This is a genomic window from Paenarthrobacter sp. 10N417, assembly GCF_056394745.1.
Map to the genome: position 1 here is coordinate 59,563 of NZ_JBFTIL010000008.1, position 18,229 is coordinate 77,791.

Here is an 18,229-nt window from a genome sequence, read left to right on the forward strand (position 1 = left end):
CAATGATCACCACAATAGAAGCCGACCGCTATTTCCACATCACGGGGCTTACCACCACAGAAATCGACGACGGCATCAGCATCGCCGTCAGATTGGCCCACACCCACTCAAGAAGGGACGGCTGGGAAGGGGTACTCGTGACCCGCCATGAACCTGGCCTGTACACCGTGAACCTAAGCAGCGAAATTCCTTATGGCATCACCATGGAACGAGACCTAGACAGCAGAACCAAGCTCTCCTAGAAAGTGCAGATGTAGGCGACCGGTTGTTCCGTGCGAGGTCTGTGCCGCCGCCAGACTGGGCCGGATTTCCTGTGTCTTCGCGGGTTCCCGGTGTTTGCAGGGGCCGGGATGCGGTTCGAGTCCACCTCAGACACAGGGTTTCGGCAGGTCAGAAGCCATTTGGGCCTCTGACTGTGTACAGAACACCCAAACGTGTGGACGCGTGGCCAGCATTCGGAAGCGCCACATTTGAGGTGGTGACCACCCCAAATCTTTCATTTGGCTTGATTCTTGCTGCACAAGGAGTAGCCGTCCTCTTGCATCAACAGGAGGCGGCTGGCCCGTCGTCGAACCTCACCCATGCACCGGCACCATCGGGCAGGCTCGCTTCCACGATCCCGCCACCGACTTCTTGCCCGTAACTAGCGACATGGACGGCTCCTGACAACGGAAGTTTCCGCCAGTCTTGACTCAAGAGCGCCGAAGTCCCTCCATCCGCTGGTCCCACGTCAGTCCCCTTCGATGGTGTTAGCTTGGAAACAGGGTCAGGAGCCGGCAGCCCCGAGGTGGGCTGGCGCCTGATCACCTTCTTGCCCAGCCTAAGCAAGGCTGCGTTCTCGTCGCGTTCGTAGCCGAGCTCGCTAATCACGAGCAGGACCCGCTCCCGAGTGGGCCCGGCGACTGTGCTGGGTTTGTTCATTACATTCGAGACTGTCGAGACGGAGACGGCTGCGGCCGCCGCCACATCGAAAATCGATGCACGTTTCGCCATTTCTACATCCTTACGCTGTCTTCAACATTTGGCTGTGGCGCTACCGGATTTCGAGAACCACTTCGCCCCCATCGAGAGCCTCCGCACGAATGGGCAGACTGGGCCCTCTCCAATGACCAACCGCAGGTTGCACGGTGATGTGCCTCGTTCGTTCTTCCCACACAACCGAGCGACGGCGGTACCCATCGTCGAGGTAGTCGTTCGTCTCTCCGTCGTCTTCGTAGATCTCTGTCCCTGCGTCTGCTCCGGGGTACACCTGCAGAACGATCCCCTCGTTCTCTACGATCGGAACCACGGCTCCTTCGCGCACAAACATAGGGACCGTATCCAGGTCCGTGGCAATATCTATCCACGAGCCGCCGATGTGCTTGATGCCAGTCCCGAACTCGTACCATCCCGAGCCGCTTGGCAGCCACACCGAGCGTTGCTTCCCACCATTTGCAGCGGCGTTGATCACAGGAGCGCATAGGAGATCGGGGCCAAGCATGAACTGGTCGGCTACTTGGTAGGAGGCCTCGTCGTTGGGAAAGTCGAAGGGCAGCATCCGAACGTACATTCGTCCGGAACGTGCCGACTCTGCCATCGCGGCGTACAAGTAGTACTCGAGGGATTTGCGTAGCTCGATGGCAGCCACTATGCTGTCGTAAGCGCGGTCTCCAGCCTCTCCGAAGTTCCAGGGTTCGCGTGCAAGATCGGTGCCGTGCGAGCGCATCACGGGCATGAGCGCTCCTAGCTGCATCCACCGAACGTAGAGCTCGGTGTACCCGGGATCCACCGAATGGCCAGTGGCCGCCCCCTTCCAGAACCAGAATTCTGGCTTCGAGACAGCGAAGAATCCGCCAATATCGAAAGTCCAGTACGGCTGGCCGGTGGCGATGAGGTTGAGGGCGGCCGCGATCTGGGTCCTTATACTCTCCCAGGTACCTGAGACGTCGCCAGACCAGCTGATGGCACCGTAGCGCTGCTGGCCAGGGAATGAGGAACGTGTGAGCAGCCCGAAACGTTTGCCTGATCGCACCGAGTGATTTCGATGTAGGCCCTCGATGTGGCTCAGCGAGTACTCCGAGATGTGTCCGGCATCGAGAAACTGTTCGGCGAAGCCGACGTTGATCGCCGCGCGCTCCGCCGTGGTGCCGACAGTAGCACCGTACCAATCCGCCTCGAAGGGCTCTGAACAATCGGCCCACCAGTAGTCGAAGCCGAACCGGCCGGCTCCGCGCTCGAGCTGATCCCAGTAGAGGTTCTGTGCCTCCTCTGAGAACGCGTTGTAGGTCATCCCGTCGCCGAGCAGAAGACCAGCCTGGCGGAACTCTTCCTGATCGGGCCCGTTCCCGGCCATCTTCGGCCAGATGGACAACATCGTCTTCACTCCCGCGTCATGGGCCTCTTCAATCATGAGGCGAGGATCCGGGAAGCGATCACMGTCCAAGCTCTTCTGCCCCCAAAGCCCTTCGGGCCAGGTCCGCCAATCGAGGACGATCACGTCCAGAGGAATGCTGCGGTCGCCGAACTCTCGGATGGTGTCCAGGACCTCCGTCTGGTCGACGTAGCGTTCCTTCGATTGAACGTAGCCCAGCAACTCTTTCGGGAGCATCGGAGGTCGGCCGGTCAAGAAGTGTACGCCGTCAATGAGTTCGTCGAAGGTATCGCCGAAGATGAGGTAGAACTCGAGCCGGTCCACGCAGGAGCAGGAGATGGTGAAGGCGCCGGACCCGTCCGAGAACTCCATAGCGCTGGCGCCATCGACGAAGACCGCGTACCCCCTGCTCGAGAGGAGGATCGGTATGGAGATCTTCAGGTTGTGCTGGTAGAGGTATTGATGCTGTCCTCGGAGGTCGAAATGCCCCTCCTCGTGCTGTCCAAGTCCGAATAGGTGCTCATCTGGATCGGTGCGAAACTCAAGTACGCCGGTGTACGCAGTGCGGTCGAACTCTCTGTCTACCGCGTCCAGCGTGCTCCTCATCCCGTCTGCCCCCGAGGTCACTTCTACGTTCACGTCTTCGGGCCGGAGTGGCTTGTACACCGCTCTCGGCGCAAGCGCTGGATTGATGTTCTGGAGTGTTGTCACCAGCTTCCCGTTGCGGGTGAACACGATGCTGTCGTTGTCCGCAGCGAGCTCGGCTGCAAGATCACGTGTTTCAAGAATGCTGCGACCCTCAGTGCTGCTGACTCGGGACTGGGCGCCCGGCGACTCTCCGACGACTGCGCCGCTCAGTGGCGTCCCTGTGGAGAACGGGCCCGAAAGCGAGACCTTGAGGATCGTCTCGCTCCACGGGACTACCCGGAGCTGCTGAGGACCTGTGTCGATGTCAATGAAATGAAGCTGCATAATTGTTCCTGGATCGGCGAATTTGGAATCGCGAGCGAGCTCTCGCTGCTATCGGAATACTCCGCCGAGAGCAACGCCCTTGCTGATGGTGCGATTGAACACGAGGTAGACGATGATCAGCGGGATCGTCGCGAGCGTCAGCCCGGCGAAGAGCGCGCCGGTGTTACTCGCAAACTGCCCCTTGAAGTCCAGCAAACCAACGGGGATGGTGCGGCTGCCGGGAGCCTGCAGGAAGGAATGTGGAGCCTGCAGGGCCGGCTCGACGGCTTCCTCGCAGCGGCTCGCGCTGCAGGCATCACAATCGCCGAAGACCATATCCAACGCGCCGGGAAACTGACGGTCTACGTGCAGCCCGTCGAACAGATCGCAACCGAGGCCGCTCGCATAATGAATGCCCGGCTGGACAATCCGGACGGGTCCAGGAGTCGCGTAGTTCTGGAGCTTCCGGGGCACCTGCAGATCGGTGCGTCGGTTCGGCGGCTGAGCGACTGAACCTCTGGGCCAATCTGTGTGCACGGCGGTCCCCACATGCTGCGCGACATCGCGGATACTCACCACCAGATATCCTCGCAATCCGGGTGGAGAGAGTAGAGCTGTCCCAAGACCCGGAGGACGGGCGACTTTCGCGGTGGTACGCGATCGTCGCCCGCCTTCCAGAGCCTGCAGGGCAGATCGGGGCTAGCCCACGTCTGTCCATTTGTTGTTGGTGACCTGCTCGTGTGCCCAGGTGACGTTCGACGCCTGCTGCGCGGCCAGGTACTCATCGAGCGTCTTAGAACCGATCAGGTAGCCAGTAAGCAAGTTCTGCCCCGTTTGGGCGGCTGGCGTCAGCAGCGCGCCGTTACTCAGCTTTGCCGGTGCGGACCAGTCTTTGGAGGTGAGTGCCTCGATTGTCGTCGGAGCCTTGGCGCTGGTGATAGCCGGGATGCTTCCAGTCTCCGCGAGCCAGTTCTCAACCTTCGGGCTCGACATGTACTGGAGGAACTTGATCGCCGCATCCAGCTTCGCACCCTTGATGTACGCGGGAATCATGTACGAGGTGCCACCTGCTCCCGTTCCAAACGATGCCGGCGCGCCAGAAGCGTACTTCGAGTCCTTAGTCGAGATGGTCGGGAATGGCACGGTGCTCCAGTCGAACTTCACCGTGGAGAGCCCGGCGGCCGAGAAGTTGGTGCCCCACGCCATGGCGGCCTTGCCACCGGGGAAGGCCGTGCTGCCGGTGAAGGCGCCGGCCGCGGGGATGCCCGACCAGTTCGGCGTCGCGCAGGCGTCGTACCACTTCTTGATGATCTTGACCGAGTCGGCAACGGCCGGGTCGGTGCTCACGTCGAGCGAGCCGTCTAGGATTCCCTTCGCGAGGCTCTTCGTGGCCAGAGGATTCGCGGTACCCGCGTTGCCGTCGCCTCCGAAGACGTTGATCTTGTCCGCCAGCGGGTCGAGCATGGTCGACTGGATCGCGGTGGTCGCCCACATGGAGGCCAGCGTGCCCTTGTCGGTGGCCAGCGGGTCGATGCCCGCCTCCTTCAGCGTGGTGCACGCCTTAGTGAATCCGTCGAAGGTAGACAGCTGCGAGGGGGAGATGCCCTCCTTCTTCAGGATGTCGTTGTTGTAGAAGATGCCGACGGTAACGAGGTTGAACGGCACCCAGGTGTGGTGGCCGGTTCCATCGCGCTGAGCGTCACCGAAGTAGTTCTTGTCGAACCCGTCGAGCCAGGTCTTCGAGTTCGGGTCGAACGGGTTCTTCTCGGCGAGGTACTTATCGAGGTTCATCACCTGGTCCGGCTTGGGCGCCGGCTGGTTGAAGATCAGCTCGGGCGCGGTGCCCGCGGTGAGCTGCGTGCTCAGCGTGGTGCCGAACGACGAGAGTGGCAGCACGTTGGTCTTGATGGTGATGTTCGGGTTGTCCTTCTCGAACTGCGTGATCAGCTTGTCCCAGGCCGGACCGAAGGTGTTGGTCTGGTCGGTGAACTGGTTCGGGCCGGCGAGGGTGATGGTGACCTTGTCGTCGGAGCTGGATCCGGCCGAGCATCCGGTCAGTACGAGCGCTGCTGCTGCGATTGTGCCGACCGCGGCGACGAGCGCCTTGGGTCGCACGAGGCGTTTGGGCTGTGACATTGCAATCTTCCTTGATTGGGTTGGGGGTGGAGCGGGTGAGCGGGTGGGGCGTTGTGGTGCGATTCAGTGCTTTCGGAAGGAGACAGAGTTCGTCTCGGAAATTCGGGGTCGGCGCCCTAGTGCGCGCCGGGGAGGCCGCCCTGTACCCCCGCGAGGAAGTATTTGGACAGGAAGGTGAACAGGATGACGAGCGGCAGGCTGGCGAGGAAATATCCGGCCATCAGTGGTCCGTATTCGATGGCGTTCTGGCCCTGGAAGAACTGCAACCCCACCGACATAGTGCGCAGGCTGTCGTCGGTGATCACGAGAAGTGGCCAGAAGAAGTCGTTCCACACCGTGCTGAGCGTGATCAGCGTGATCGAGCCGAGCACGGGCAGCGACAGCGGGAGGGTGATCGAGCGGTACAGGCGGAAGTTCGACGCCCCGTCGATGCGGGCAGCGTCGTAGATCGACTGCGGGATCGACTCGATGAAGTTGCGCATGATGACCGTGCCGAGGATGACACCGCCCGCGACGTAGGGCACGACGAGCACCACGTAGGTGTTCAGGATGCCGAAGTCCTTCATCATGATGAACAGCGGGATCAGGTTGACGATGCCGGGCACCGCCATGAGCGCGAGCACGAGCGCGTACACCACACCGCGTCCGCGGAATCGGAATCGCGAGAGCACGAACCCGGCCACGGAGCCGATGGCCGCGATCAGGATGATCGAGGCGATGGCCACGTAGAAGGTGTTGCCAAGGTACGGCGCGATCTGGTTCCACGCCACGGCGTAGTTCTCGAAGTGGAACGGGAAGACCGGCGCCCAGAAGCTGTCCGCGAACTGCTGGTTCGTCTTGCCCGACGTGATGACCATAAAGACGTAGGGCGCGAGGCTGACCACGACCAGCAGGATCAGTACGGCCTTGATGCCTACCTGCAGGTGGGACCGGTTGCGGATCTTCCCTGGCTGCTGCTRAGCGAGCCGTGTGGTAACGGTGCTCACATTTCACCTCCGTCGTTTGCGCCCGCGCTGCGTCGCCCGATGAAGAGCGAGAACAGGCTGAGGGCGAGGGTGATCGCGAACAGCGTGGTGGAGAGAGTGGCCGCGTAGCCCCAGTCCCCGGCGCTGAACGCCTGGTTGATGATGTAGAGCACCGGGACCATGGTCGCGTTGTCCGGCCCTCCCGAGGTGAGCACGAAGGCGACGAAGCCGTACTGCAGCGTAGCCACGACGACCAGGAAGAATAGGATACGGATCTGGCTCACCATGAGCGGCAGGTCGATCCGCCAGAGTCGTGCCCAGCGGCCGACGCCGTCGAGCTGGGCGGCCTCGAGCACCTCTTTCGGGATGTTCTGCAGGCTCTGGTAGAAGATGAGGAACGGCAGCCCGGCGATGAACGGGAAGCCGACGAGGAGGAGCGCGACGAGCGCCGTGCTGGGCGAGCCCGTCCAGTTCTGTTCGAACGCCTTCAGACCGATCGCACGAAGGAACTGGTTGAACAGCCCGGCGTTCGGGTCGTAGAAGAAGCCCCAGATGAGCGCGGTCACGACGCCCGGGAAGGCCATCGGGATGATGAGCAGCGTGCGGATCACGTACTGCCATCGGTCGCTCTTGAGGGTGACGAGCAGCTCTGCGGCAAGCAGCGGTAGGATCCACGACGCGAGGTTGAACACGAAGATGATGCCGAGGTTGCCGAACGAGCGCCACCAGGTGTCGTCGTTCATCATGCGTGCATAGTTGGCGCCGCCGAGGAAGGTGGAGACGCCAGCGGGCGCCCAGTTGAAGAATGACCAGAAGATGGAGGAGAGGGCCGGGAAGTAAGCGAATGCTCCCAATACGGCGATCAGCGGGAGCAGCGCCAGCCACACGGTGATGCGGAATTGAGGACGCGTGGTCCGCCGCGGGCTTGGGGGCCGACCTGCGACGGAGGCACGTTCGGCTGCTAGGGGTCTTTCCTTCGTCAACGCCATGAAGCGCCTCTCTTCTTCGAGATATGCGGCGGCCGAGTCATCTCCGCCGTGAAATCGCTCGGCAGGGAACTGTGATTCACACTTCACTCCTTTGTGGTGCTCGGGCTGTTACAAATTCTATAGCGAATCGTTTCGTGTGACAAGTATGATGGCCCCATCCCTCGGGCTTCCCATCCGACGCCGAAGGTGCGGGTGAGATGGTGCAGCCGGCGAGGGGGAGCGCAGTCACGCCTATGAAGGCACTGATTGAGGCAACGGGCGTGCGTGCCCCCCGCTGAACCTGGTTCTGGTGCATTTTCACTCCCTTGTGATTGCTGTGTGACATCGGTGATTCTGTAGGATGAATCGTTTCGCTCCGTCGGCGTAAAAACCGCCGGAGTTGAGTGTCTCGATTCTTGCTAGATGTCGTTCTCCCTCACCGGTCCGCGGGTGAGAAACGCTTTGCTTTCGGGTTCAATGCTGCATCCTCAGCCGCTGGCAGCCCGACGATGACCGCGTTGAGGCCCTCATCCGTGCGGACAATGGAGAGGGGGTTGTCCGCCACCACGACGATGGAGTCGCGGTGGCGCCACGCAACCCACCAGTCGCTGCCGGTGATGGTTACAGTGCCGGGCTCAATCGGTGACCTGTCGAGCGTGTAGGGCTTCAGATTCTGACTCCATTCGCCGAACCCTTCGAGGGTCCGGCGCTGGATGTCGGGAATCCGCCCACTGGCCTCGGGCCCGATGTTCAGCAGGAGACGGCCGCCGCGCGAAACTATGTCGGCGTACACGCGAGCAAGCTCGCGCGCAGAGAGCGTCAAGGATTCATCCTCTGTGCGGTTGTAACCGAACGAAAACCCGAGCCCGCGGTTGTGCTCCCAGCCGACCCCCCGCTCGTTCTGTGTATCGTGCGAGTACTCGCTGGTTCGGTAGTCCCACACTGGTGCGCCCCATCGGTCATTGACGATGCCGTCGGGCACCACACTCTTGTAGTACTCCAGCAGTTGCACGAGAGAGCCGTCAGCCTTACCCGCGTCCGGCCATTCGATGTCGTTCCAGATCACTGCGGGCTTGTAACGGTCAATCAGGTCACGGACGTGTGCGGTCGCGTACTCGGCGTACTCCGCGTCGTTGGGGCGGTACTCGGTAACATCGGACATCGATTCGATAGGAGGGAAATCCGTGAAGGCCCAGTCAAGCCCGCCCGAGTAGTAGACCCCGAAGCGCATTCCCTCATTGCGCACAGCCTCAGCGAGCGGAGCGAGGAGATCGAGCTTGGGTCCCCGAGCGACCGTGGACAGCCTGCCGGCACCGGGCGCGTCCCACAGGGTCACCCCGTCGTGATGCTTCGTGACGGGGATGACATAGTCCGCACCGGCCCGATGAAACAGCCGGGCCCATTCGGACGGATCGAACTGGTCGGGGTTCCATCGATCAAGGAAGGCGTCGTACGTGTTGTCTCCGTACTCAGCGGCATGGTGTAGCGCCGCCGGCGATCCCGCGATCCGGGATGTGTTCGCGTACCACTCGGCGTACGCGTTGTGGGAGAACCATTTCTCTTCGGGTACAGCGCCCCATGCGCCAGTCGGCTCGGCCCATGCAGGAACCGAGTACGGCCCCCAGTGGATGAAAATGCCCAGGGTGGACTGTCTGGCCCATTCGGGCAGGGTGGGACTATCGGTCATTACTCTCTCCTTGGCGTGGTTTGGCGAGACGCTGCTTCGCGCCTGCCTGGTAAGTGATCATGATTGTGCGACAGAGCGAAACGACTAAAGGTTCGCGGATCATGGGTAGACTCGGGATAGCATCGTTATGAGCGCGAACGGTGCCCATAACTCGCGATACGAAGGATCGAAATTGTCGACAAGCAGCAGATCTCCCGCAACTTACAAGGACATCCAGCGATTGACCGGTTTGTCGTTGGCGACGATTTCGAAGTACTACAACGGGCGAAACGTTCTTTCCTCGAACCGAGAAGTGATTGAGTCGGCGGCCGCGGAACTGAACTATCGACCGAACGCGTTCGCCAGCAGCTTGAGGCGCGGTGTGACTCGAACCGTCGGCGTGTTGCTGCCCTCTTTCCAGGTTCCCTTCCACCTCGAGATCGTCGTCGGAATCGAAAAGTACCTGCGCAGTCAGGGCATCGGAGTGCTCCTGACCTCCAACGAGCAGGACGGAACTCCGTCCAGCGTCAATGCAGTCGAGCTGCTTCTCAGCAGAAGGGTCGACGGCATCATCGGCGTTCCCGCCCTGGCGGACTCCTCGGCGCTCGAGACCGCGGTCTCGATTGGCATCCCTGTCGTCACCGTGGACTGGTGCCCAAGCGGCCTTGACGCGGACTCCGTCACCCTTGACAACGTGCAGGCGGGCAAGGTTGCAACCCAGCACCTGATTGACCACGGCCACCGAACCCTCGGCGCCCTGGTGGGCGAAGAAGGAATGTGGAGCCTGCAGGGCCGGCTTGACGGCTTCCTCGCGGCCGCTCGCGCTGCCGGCATCACAATCGCCGAAGACCACATCCAACGCGCCCCTCTCAACGTGGACTCCGGATATGCGGCGATGATGCGATTGCTCGCGGCAGACACGCGCCCGACTGCGGTGTTCGCAGGGAACTACGACCTGACCGTAGGCGCCGTGGCCGCCCTGAACGACTCGGGGCTCCGCCTCGGGCGCGATGTCTCCCTCGTCGGTTTCGACTCTGTGGAGCTCGCTCAGGTAACGCGCCCGAAACTGACGGTCTACGTGCAGCCCGTCGAACAGATCGCAACCGAGGCCGCTCGAATAATGAATGCCCGGCTGGACAATCCGGACGGGCCGAGGAGCCGCGTCGTTCTGGAGCTTCCGGGGCACCTGGAGATCGGTGCGTCGGTTCGGCGGCTGAGCGACTGAACCCCTGGGCCAATCCATATGAACGGCGGTTGGCACAGGAGCCTCAGCCGGGCTTTGCATCACCGCCGCCGCGATGTCGGCGGGACCGTAATGGTCGGATCCGAAGGTGCCCATTCCGATTGCGGGAATCCTCATACCGGGGCGAAGGGTGCGAGAAGGCGCAGTCGCAGGATCAATGACAACAGGCAGACCAGCGGCAGACATGAGACTCCTTGAGCTAACAGTAAGGCGAAACGTTTCACTCAGAATAGAACGCCACGCAGCGCAAATCAACTGTGTGGGGATCCCGCCTGATCCATCACTTGGTGCGAATCCGCGTGTCCGTAGGGCGCAAAGGCTTAGCTCCGCAAAGGAGGAACTATCTTCACGCCTCGTAAGGCATGTCATAACGTTTTGTCTTATGGCGGGTCTGCCCAGCTTGCTATGTCGCTCGGGGGAGTGACGTCGTCTGCGCCATAATTCGATGGTGCGGAAGTCGATCGTGGGTGACCTCAACAGTGAACATGACAGATCGCTGGAATGACTCGACAGGTGGGGACTGCACCCTGCCGACATCGTCACCCATGGCTTCCCACCCACCCAGCGACGCCGCAGAGGCATGTCGACTTGCCGACTCCGCTGTCTCCGGGAAGATCGGCACCGCCTGGCAGGACTGACGATGCCCTGGCGCTGCCGCCCGGGTCCGTGCCGGTACTTCGGGCCCTTCAAATAGAGCGACCCGCTCGTCGATCCAGCGGGACCAATCGACTCGCTGAGACGGGCCCGATGCTGAAACGATTCGCCTTCCAGGCGCACGTGTCACTCATCAGGGTCATTTCCGTGGCAAACAAAGGGTTGACCTGCGAATGATGCGAGCGTAACGTTTCGCAATGGTGATTCCGGGGCAACTCCAGCTCCTCGTCGATAGGACATGCAACGGTACATTCGGCCAGCGAAGACGATCCTGTTGTCGAGCTTCGGTCGTCATCATGACCCCTCGCGGCGGTCAGCGATTTGGAAAACGTCCGGATCAACCTGGTCGGGCGCGAACCGATTTTTGCGGCCCCAGCACTTTTCCGACCATGTTCGACGTTCCGCAACAGCTACCTGCAGCGCATACTCGCGCTTCCCAATGACCAACCAAGCGAGGCTTCATTTCCCTAGTCGATTGGAAGCGCGGTTTGGTCGGAACCCAACGAAAGGAAGAGACAATGATGTACTCACCCGCCTCAAGACCGAAAAGAGCTGTCGCAAGACTCCTCGTTCCGGTGTTGATCATGACTGCACTCGCGCTAGCGAGTCCATTCAGTGCAGCAGCAGCGACTAACCCGGGGACGGACGACTTCGAACGCGCCGACGGAGCCCTCGGGAGCTCGTGGACGTCGGACCGCGGCACCTGGAGCATCGCAAGCGGTGCCGCCCTGGCAACCAGCGCGACGAGCAACGCCGTAACCACCTACAACCCCCTGCCCATCGCCGTCGACTACGCCGTCTCCGCGCGGATCAACATCGTGACAACGGGAACCCCAACGGGATCGGAGTGGGCAGGTGTTGCCGGCAACGTTCAAGGCACCACTGCCTCGAACCTGAACTACTACCTGCTGAGGGTGACGACCGGTTCTGGAACTGGCACAGACGGGCGCTGGCAGTTGCTGAAAATGACCAACAGCACTAGCACCGGACTGCTTGCCAGCGGCACCATCGTCGCCGCGTACGGCACGCAACTCGACTTGACCCTGACTCGCACGGGCAACTCCTTGCGGTCGCAAGTACTCAACGCCGGGTCGGGAGCCACCCTCGCTGATCAGACGTACACCTCGGCTGATCCGAATGTCACCGGAGGCCGTGCTGGACTGTATTCCAACAGCGGAAACCTGAGAGCACAGACTTGGGGTCTGTCGACGACCATCCCCGCGGCGGACGACTTTGAACGCGCCGACGGAGCCCTCGGGAGTTCGTGGACATCAGATCGCGGTACCTGGAGTATCGCGAGCGGTGCCGCATTGGCAAGCAGCTCGACCAGCAACGCCGTCGCCACCTACAACCCCCTCGCCCTCGGCGATGACTACACCGTCTCTGCGCGGACCAATATCGTCACGACCGGAACCCCGGGAGGATCAGAGTGGGTGGGCGTCGTGGGAAACCTTCAGGGAACGAGTGCCACCAGCCTGAACTACTACGTGCTCCGGGTCACGACCGGTTCTGGAACGGGCACGAACGGGCGCTGGCAGTTGCTGAAGATGTCCAACAGCTCGACGGCCAGCGTGCTCGCCAGCGGCACAATCGTTGCCGCGTACGGCACGCAACTTGATCTCACGCTGACACGCACAGGTAACTCATTTCGGTCCCAAGTAGTCAATGTGGCATCGGGAGCCAAGCTTGCGGACCAGACCTACACCGCTGCTGTTGTCGACCCGAATGTCACGGGGGGCCGTGCGGGGTTGTATTCCAACAGTGGAAACCTACGGGGGCAGACCTTCAGCCTTTCGACGACGAGCCCCGCTGCTTCGCCTCCCGGTCCCCTCAACTGCGCACCAGGCGGAGATAGCTACACCTACCCGGATCCCAACCTGACTGTCGTTTCGACAAGCACGGTCGGGTCGACATGGGCCGGCATGCAAGTGGGGCAGGGACTTCTCACCAGTGGAAACGACCAGTACGTCGCGTACTACGACGTGAACCGCGGCATGACCGTCGCCAAGCACACAATTGGTGGCGCATGGGTCTACAAGACCCTTCCGTCGACTCTCGGATGGGACAGCCACAACTACGTTTCCATGGGGCTTGACCGCAGTGGGAACCTCCATGTCTCGGGCAACATGCACAACGTTCCGTTGGTCTACTTCCGCACCACCACCCCGGGCGACATCAGCACGTTGGTAAAGGTCAACAACATGGTGAGCGCCGCCGCAGAGGGCTCGGTTACCTATCCCGAGTTCGTGAACCGCTCGGACGGAAGCCTTGTCTTCAACTACCGCGAGGGTGGGTCCGGCGATGGCGTGACGTACTTCAATGTGTACAACGAGTCGACGAGCTCGTGGTCGCCCCTCGTCTCCCAGCCGATTTTCGACGGAAACGGGTCCGCGAGCAACCCTTCGGGAACGTGGAGTTCGTACTTCCAAGGTCCGACGAAGGGGCCCGACGGCTGGTTCCATATGATCTGGGTCTGGCGTGACACGCCTGACGCGGCGACGAACAGCATGCTGACGTACGCGAAAAGCCAGGACCTCGTGAACTGGGTGACAAACAGCGGAACGCCGTTGACGACGCCGCTCAAGTACGGCCAAGGTGACGTGATCGACCCGGTCCCCGATCAGGGTGGACTGCTGAACGGCAACGCGAAGATCGGTTTCGACGCCTCGGGCAAGGTCCTCATCACCTACCACAAGTACGATGCTCAGGGCCGGTCGCAGGTGTACGCCGCGCGTCCGACGGCCTCCGGCACGTGGCAGATCAACCAGATCACGAACTGGACCGGACGTTGGAGCTTCGGGGGCGGAGGGAGTCTCAACTTCCAGGTCGCCATGCAGGGTTCTCGTGTCCTGTCCAACGGCGACATCAGCGTTGACTTCTTCTGCAACGGCAGCAGCGGCAGGCAGTCCATCATCATCGACTCGTCGCTGAATCGGATTGCCCAGGTACCCACGCAGCCGCTGCCCGCTTCGGTGACAACGGTGACCGGGACCTTCCCGGGGCTACAGGTCCTCATCGCGAACGACCTCGCCGGCGCCACAGCGGGAGGGCAGTATATTCTGCGCTGGGAGACGTTGCCGGGCAACGATGACCAGCCACGGGCCGGGGGCACCTACCCGACGGGAGGAAGCACCCTGCAGGTAATCCTGCTCCACTAGCGGTAAATCCCTCGGAGAACGGCCTCTGCTTGGCGGCGAGGCCGTTCTTCGCTCGGCTCTTTGACCGCACCCATACCTAGGAGAATTACTGTGACCACAGAACTGTGGACACGTCTGCGAGCAGAGGAGCTCATTCCATGATTCACGGTTACGTTGCTCCAGGCTTCGAGCTAGTCGCCGATGCCTTCGAGCGTGGGCAATCAGACGATCCCGGCGCAGCCCAACTGTGCGTGTATCAGAACGGCAACGTCGTCGTCGATCTGTGGACGGGGGCCGACCCCGAAACACAGCTACCTATCGACGGCGATTCCCTGTTCGTGCTGTGGTCGACGACCAAAGGCATGATTGCGATCATCGTTGCGATGCTCATCCAACGGGGCCAGCTCGACCCCGAGGCAGCTGTGTCGTCTGTCTGGCCAGAGTTCGGCGTCAAGGGCAAAGAGCACACAACCTTTGCCCACCTTCTCAGCCATGCAGCCGGTCTTCCCTTCTTTCCATCGGGCGCTGGAATCGAAAGTCGGCACTTGCCGAACTGGGAGCTGTGCACGGAGGTGCTGGCTGCCGCCGAACCACTGTGGTTGCCAGGGACCGCATCGTGGTATCACCCCTTCACCTTTGGCTATCTCAACGGCGAGGCGGTGCGCCGGGTGACGGGCACGAGTGTGAGCGAACTCTTCGCTGAACTCGTCGCCAAGCCACTGGGAGTCGACTTCTGGATCGGAGGCTTGCCCACGCACCGCGAGGGCGACGTCACAAACCGCAGCGCGTGGAACTCTGCACCCCCCGTCGAACCAGCCGAGCTGTGGTCATCGCACGGAGTGGACATGTCGGATCCAGTCGTCCGTGAGCTGCTCGAAGAGGTGCAGTCGATCCCCGACATGGTCGAGTTTCTCAACAGCGCCGAAGGACATCAGATGGAGTTTGGCGGGGCAGGGGGCATTGCGAGCGCACGGTCGGTGGCAAAGATCTACGCCGCCACCATCGGTAAGGTCGACTCCATTCGCCTGCTCTCGCCCGGGACGCTAGACCTCGTGACCCGGCCGCGCACCGTGGGCCTCGGCCCCGTTCCTCAGCTGGCCGGCGTGCCCAACCAACAGCTTGCCGAGTTCGGGCTCGGTTTTTGGTTGGGGTCGCAGTTCGAGACCGGGCGGTTCGCGACCGGTGGAACCTTTGGGCACCCGGGGGCTGGTGGAAACTTCGCGTTTGCTCATCCTGCGTCGGGCATGGCCGTTGCGTACACCTGCACGAGCATGTCCGACCCCTCGCGACCCGACCCGCGACGGGTCTGGGCTGAGGCCCTCGCCGATCTGGCGGGTGCGTAGGAAAATTGGGAGACAACAATGCGTGAGCTAGCGGCATACGACCTGGGTGACATGACGGCCCATTATTGGGTGGATGACTCAGACCAAGTTGGACTCATGCTTCGTCCTACTTCGGTACAGCCAGTATTGGCACGCGGTGGGATCGGCGACGAGCCCTACATCTCAACTCAACCCGGCGCTGGCAACCCGCCCGCGCGCACAGTAGACCCGCTGGTGCACGTGAGTCTGCGAGGAGATGCTGCTACGGGCGGGTGGGGGCAAGGACGCACCATGCGGTGGTCGCCTTCCACCTCCCGCTTTCGCCTTGCGGACCACTTGGTTGAGCGTGTCGGACTCGTCACCCGCATTATCACCGCGGTGCGGTCCGCCGACGGTCTCAGCCTTGAGCACACGCTGATCCACCGGGCGGGGGAGAGCCACCTCAGGGTGGAGGTGGAATTTGTCAACGATTCACCAGAACCGGTCACCGTCGACGCCCTCACCTCCTTCAACCTCTCGGGTATCTCGCCGTTCGATCCTGCCGACAGCCCGGGGCGACTCGTCGTGCACAGGCTGCGCAGCTCTTGGAGCGCAGAGGCTCAACCGGTTAGCGACACGATCGAGGACCTGCAGCTCGAGAGATCCTGGTTAGGGATCGCCCGACTGAGCGAACGGTTTGGCCAGGTTGGCACGATGCCGGCCCGCGGCTGGTTTCCCTTCCTCGCGGTCGAAGACACGGTGGCGCAGGTAACGTGGGGGGCGCAGCTAGTCTGGGCTGGGAGCTGGCAGATGGAGATCGCCCGGCTCGGCGACGACGTGGCGATATCGGGGGGCCTCGCTGACCGCGAATTCGGTCATTGGTCACACACTGCCATGCCGGGCGAGCGCCTGGCTGCCCCAACTGCCATCCTGAGCTGCACGCAAGGCACTGTAGACGACGTCGCCGATCGCCTGGTAGCAGCCCAAAACGAGGCCGCCGATGCCCAGCCTAAGAGCGAGAGCTCATTGCCTATCGTTTTCAACGAATGGTGCACTTCATGGGGCAACCCCGACCGCGAGCGTCTCATCGCCCTCGCCGACCGCCTGGCCGGCGAGGGCGTGGAGTACCTCGTGATCGATGCAGGGTGGTATCGCGACACCGCATCGGATGTGTCGTGGGCGCTCGGGCACGGCGACTGGATACCGAGTCCCGATCTGTTTCCGCACGGATTGAAGGAAGTCGCCGACCGCATCCGCGAGCGTGGGATGACCCCAGGTCTGTGGTTCGAGTTTGAGACCGTCGGGGAGGACTCCACCGCCTTCACGCTGACCGACCACCTTCTGCAGCGCGATGGCGCGCCGTTCACAGCCGGCAACCGCCGTTTTTGGGATCTGACGGACCCGTTCGCCGTGGACTACCTCACTGCCCGGGTCGTCGACCGACTCGAACAGGACGGTTTCGGCTATCTGAAGGTCGACTACAACGAGCACCTCGGGCTTGGTACCGAACACGCGGACGGGCTCGGTGAGGGTCTGCGCCGGCAGGTACTCGCCGGATACCGTTTCCTCGATGGAATCCGTACTCGCTTGCCGCACTTGGTGATCGAAAACTGCGCGAGCGGTGGCCACCGCCTCGAACCTTCCATGATCAGCAGGACGGCGATGAGCTCGTTCTCGGACGCGCACGAGCTGCCGGAGATCCCGCTCATCGCCGGGAATCTGCTTCGCGTCATGCTCGCCCGTCAAATGCAGATCTGGTCGGTGCTCCACCCCTCCGACACGGACCAGCGCCTGGTCTACAGCCTCGCCGCCACTTTCATCGGTCGAATGTGCCTCTCCGGAGACATCGTCGGTCTCGACGACCGGCAGTGGGACATCGTGCGTCGTGCGATCGCGCTGTACCAGAGGGCGTCACCCATCATACGATCCGGCCGGTCGCGCCGGGGAGGCGTGCGCGGGCCCTCCATGCGGCATCCAACGGGGTGGCAATCGGTCACCCGCTACGCCGACGACGGCAGAGGGCTGCTGGTCGTGCTGCACACCTTCTCCAAGGGACCCGGCAGCGTGCAGATACCGCTCAACGGGTCCTGGAGCATCGAGGAATCACTGTCATGCGGTTCGACCTCGCTCCTCGTGGAGGAGGGTGAACTACGGATCGACGGCCTTCGAGACTTTGAAGGCGTCGTGGTGCGGTTGACACCCGCCAGGACCGGGAAAGGAGAGAGCTTGTCAAGGCCCAGCCGACAATGATCGTCGCGCTGCTTGTCGGGTTCGGCAACAAGACCGTTAAGCCAGCCGAGACCTAAGCTGCTCCAACTGCCGGTACAGAGTCGCCGGTACGCGATCGTCGAAGGTGTCGAAGAGCTCCTCGATCGAGTCGGCCTCCGCTTGGGCGCGACTATCTCCTCAGAGCAGACCGCGGCCGCCGAAGGCACAGTGTGGGAGCTGCGCCGGGCCCCGTCCGCGATGCTGCCATTCTGCGGCCCGTCCACTGCGGCTACCGAGCCTGCCACGCGATCATGATCCCACTCGAGTACACGAGTTCTCGCCGAATCCGGGCCAGAGGTAGGCACCGGGCACTGCGAGGCTGCGACGGCGAAACGAGCGTTCGGATGCGAGAGGAACCGTCGCGAGCGTACGCCCGGCGAAGATGGCTCCCATGTTGTTGCTGAACTGGCCTTGGAAATCGAGCAAGCCAACGGGGATCGTGCGACTCGGGGACTGCAACAGCACAATCGTAGTGTCTCTCCCCAAATGAAGAAGCCGTTCACCATCCCGACTGCAGCGATTGGCCCCTTCGACAACGGCAAAACGATGCGAACGAAAGTCTGAAGTAGGCCAAGACCCTCCAGCGCCGC

At 62.1% G+C, this 18,229-nt stretch carries 12 protein-coding genes and 1 pseudogene; 7 read left to right on the top strand and 6 right to left on the bottom strand.

What is annotated here, in order from left to right; genetic code table 11:
- Positions 1-2: 2 nt before the first annotated feature.
- On the top strand, positions 3-242 hold the full coding sequence (locus tag AC1DCM_RS12230; protein WP_477518400.1) for a hypothetical protein: 240 nt from the start codon (positions 3-5) through the stop codon (positions 240-242).
- Positions 243-543: 301 nt separating this feature from the next.
- On the opposite strand, the gene AC1DCM_RS12235 is transcribed toward AC1DCM_RS12230, so the two are convergent.
- Together AC1DCM_RS12235 and AC1DCM_RS12240 are read right to left on the bottom strand one after the other, a co-directional pair.
- Positions 544-993 (bottom strand): LacI family DNA-binding transcriptional regulator, encoded by a 450-nt coding sequence (locus AC1DCM_RS12235; RefSeq protein WP_477518401.1) that lies wholly within the window; start codon positions 991-993, stop codon positions 544-546.
- 40 nt (positions 994-1,033) lie between these two features.
- Positions 1,034-3,322, bottom strand: a complete 2,289-nt coding sequence (locus AC1DCM_RS12240) for a glycoside hydrolase family 31 protein (protein WP_477518402.1) — start codon at positions 3,320-3,322, stop codon at positions 1,034-1,036.
- Between AC1DCM_RS12240 and AC1DCM_RS12245 the strand changes: the two genes are divergently transcribed.
- On the top strand, positions 3,311-3,814 hold the full coding sequence (locus AC1DCM_RS12245) for a hypothetical protein (RefSeq protein ID WP_477518403.1): 504 nt from the start codon (positions 3,311-3,313) through the stop codon (positions 3,812-3,814). The two genes, AC1DCM_RS12240 and AC1DCM_RS12245, sit on opposite strands and share 12 nt — an antisense overlap.
- Positions 3,815-4,000: 186 nt before the next feature.
- Here AC1DCM_RS12245 and AC1DCM_RS12250 read toward each other — a convergent pair whose 3' ends face one another.
- From AC1DCM_RS12250 to AC1DCM_RS12265, 4 genes are all read right to left on the bottom strand, one after another.
- Positions 4,001-5,437, bottom strand: coding sequence for an ABC transporter substrate-binding protein (locus AC1DCM_RS12250; RefSeq protein WP_476983099.1), 1,437 nt, complete (start codon positions 5,435-5,437; stop codon positions 4,001-4,003).
- 116 nt (positions 5,438-5,553) lie between these two features.
- A complete protein-coding gene (locus AC1DCM_RS12255) occupies positions 5,554-6,423 on the bottom strand; it encodes a carbohydrate ABC transporter permease (protein ID WP_477518404.1) in 870 nt (289 codons plus the stop codon).
- Entirely contained in the window at positions 6,420-7,391 is a 972-nt protein-coding gene (locus tag AC1DCM_RS12260) for a carbohydrate ABC transporter permease (protein ID WP_476983097.1), read from the bottom strand. The genes AC1DCM_RS12255 and AC1DCM_RS12260 overlap by 4 nt, the downstream gene beginning before the upstream one ends.
- Before the next feature lie 415 nt (positions 7,392-7,806).
- Positions 7,807-9,057, bottom strand: a complete 1,251-nt coding sequence (locus tag AC1DCM_RS12265) for an alpha-L-fucosidase (RefSeq protein ID WP_476983096.1) — start codon at positions 9,055-9,057, stop codon at positions 7,807-7,809.
- Positions 9,058-9,418: 361 nt separating this feature from the next.
- Between AC1DCM_RS12265 and AC1DCM_RS12270 the strand changes: the two genes are divergently transcribed.
- The 5 genes and pseudogenes from AC1DCM_RS12270 to AC1DCM_RS12290 form a co-directional block, all read left to right on the top strand.
- The gene (locus tag AC1DCM_RS12270; RefSeq protein ID WP_476983095.1) at positions 9,419-10,261 is read left to right on the top strand and encodes a LacI family DNA-binding transcriptional regulator; all 843 of its coding nucleotides are present in this window, start codon (positions 9,419-9,421) and stop codon (positions 10,259-10,261) included.
- 1,190 nt (positions 10,262-11,451) lie between these two features.
- Positions 11,452-14,091, top strand: a complete 2,640-nt coding sequence (locus AC1DCM_RS12275; RefSeq protein ID WP_477518405.1) for a BNR repeat-containing protein — start codon at positions 11,452-11,454, stop codon at positions 14,089-14,091.
- A gap of 137 nt (positions 14,092-14,228) precedes the next feature.
- A complete protein-coding gene (locus tag AC1DCM_RS12280) occupies positions 14,229-15,413 on the top strand; it encodes a serine hydrolase domain-containing protein (RefSeq protein ID WP_477518406.1) in 1,185 nt (394 codons plus the stop codon).
- Positions 15,414-15,431: 18 nt separating this feature from the next.
- Complete coding sequence (locus tag AC1DCM_RS12285; protein ID WP_477518407.1) at positions 15,432-17,621, top strand: glycoside hydrolase family 36 protein; 2,190 nt, start codon at positions 15,432-15,434, stop codon at positions 17,619-17,621.
- Positions 17,622-17,702: 81 nt separating this feature from the next.
- Positions 17,703-17,867 (top strand): annotated as a pseudogene (locus AC1DCM_RS12290) (phosphoenolpyruvate carboxykinase domain-containing protein); the annotation flags it as partial.
- Positions 17,868-18,229: the final 362 nt, after the last annotated feature.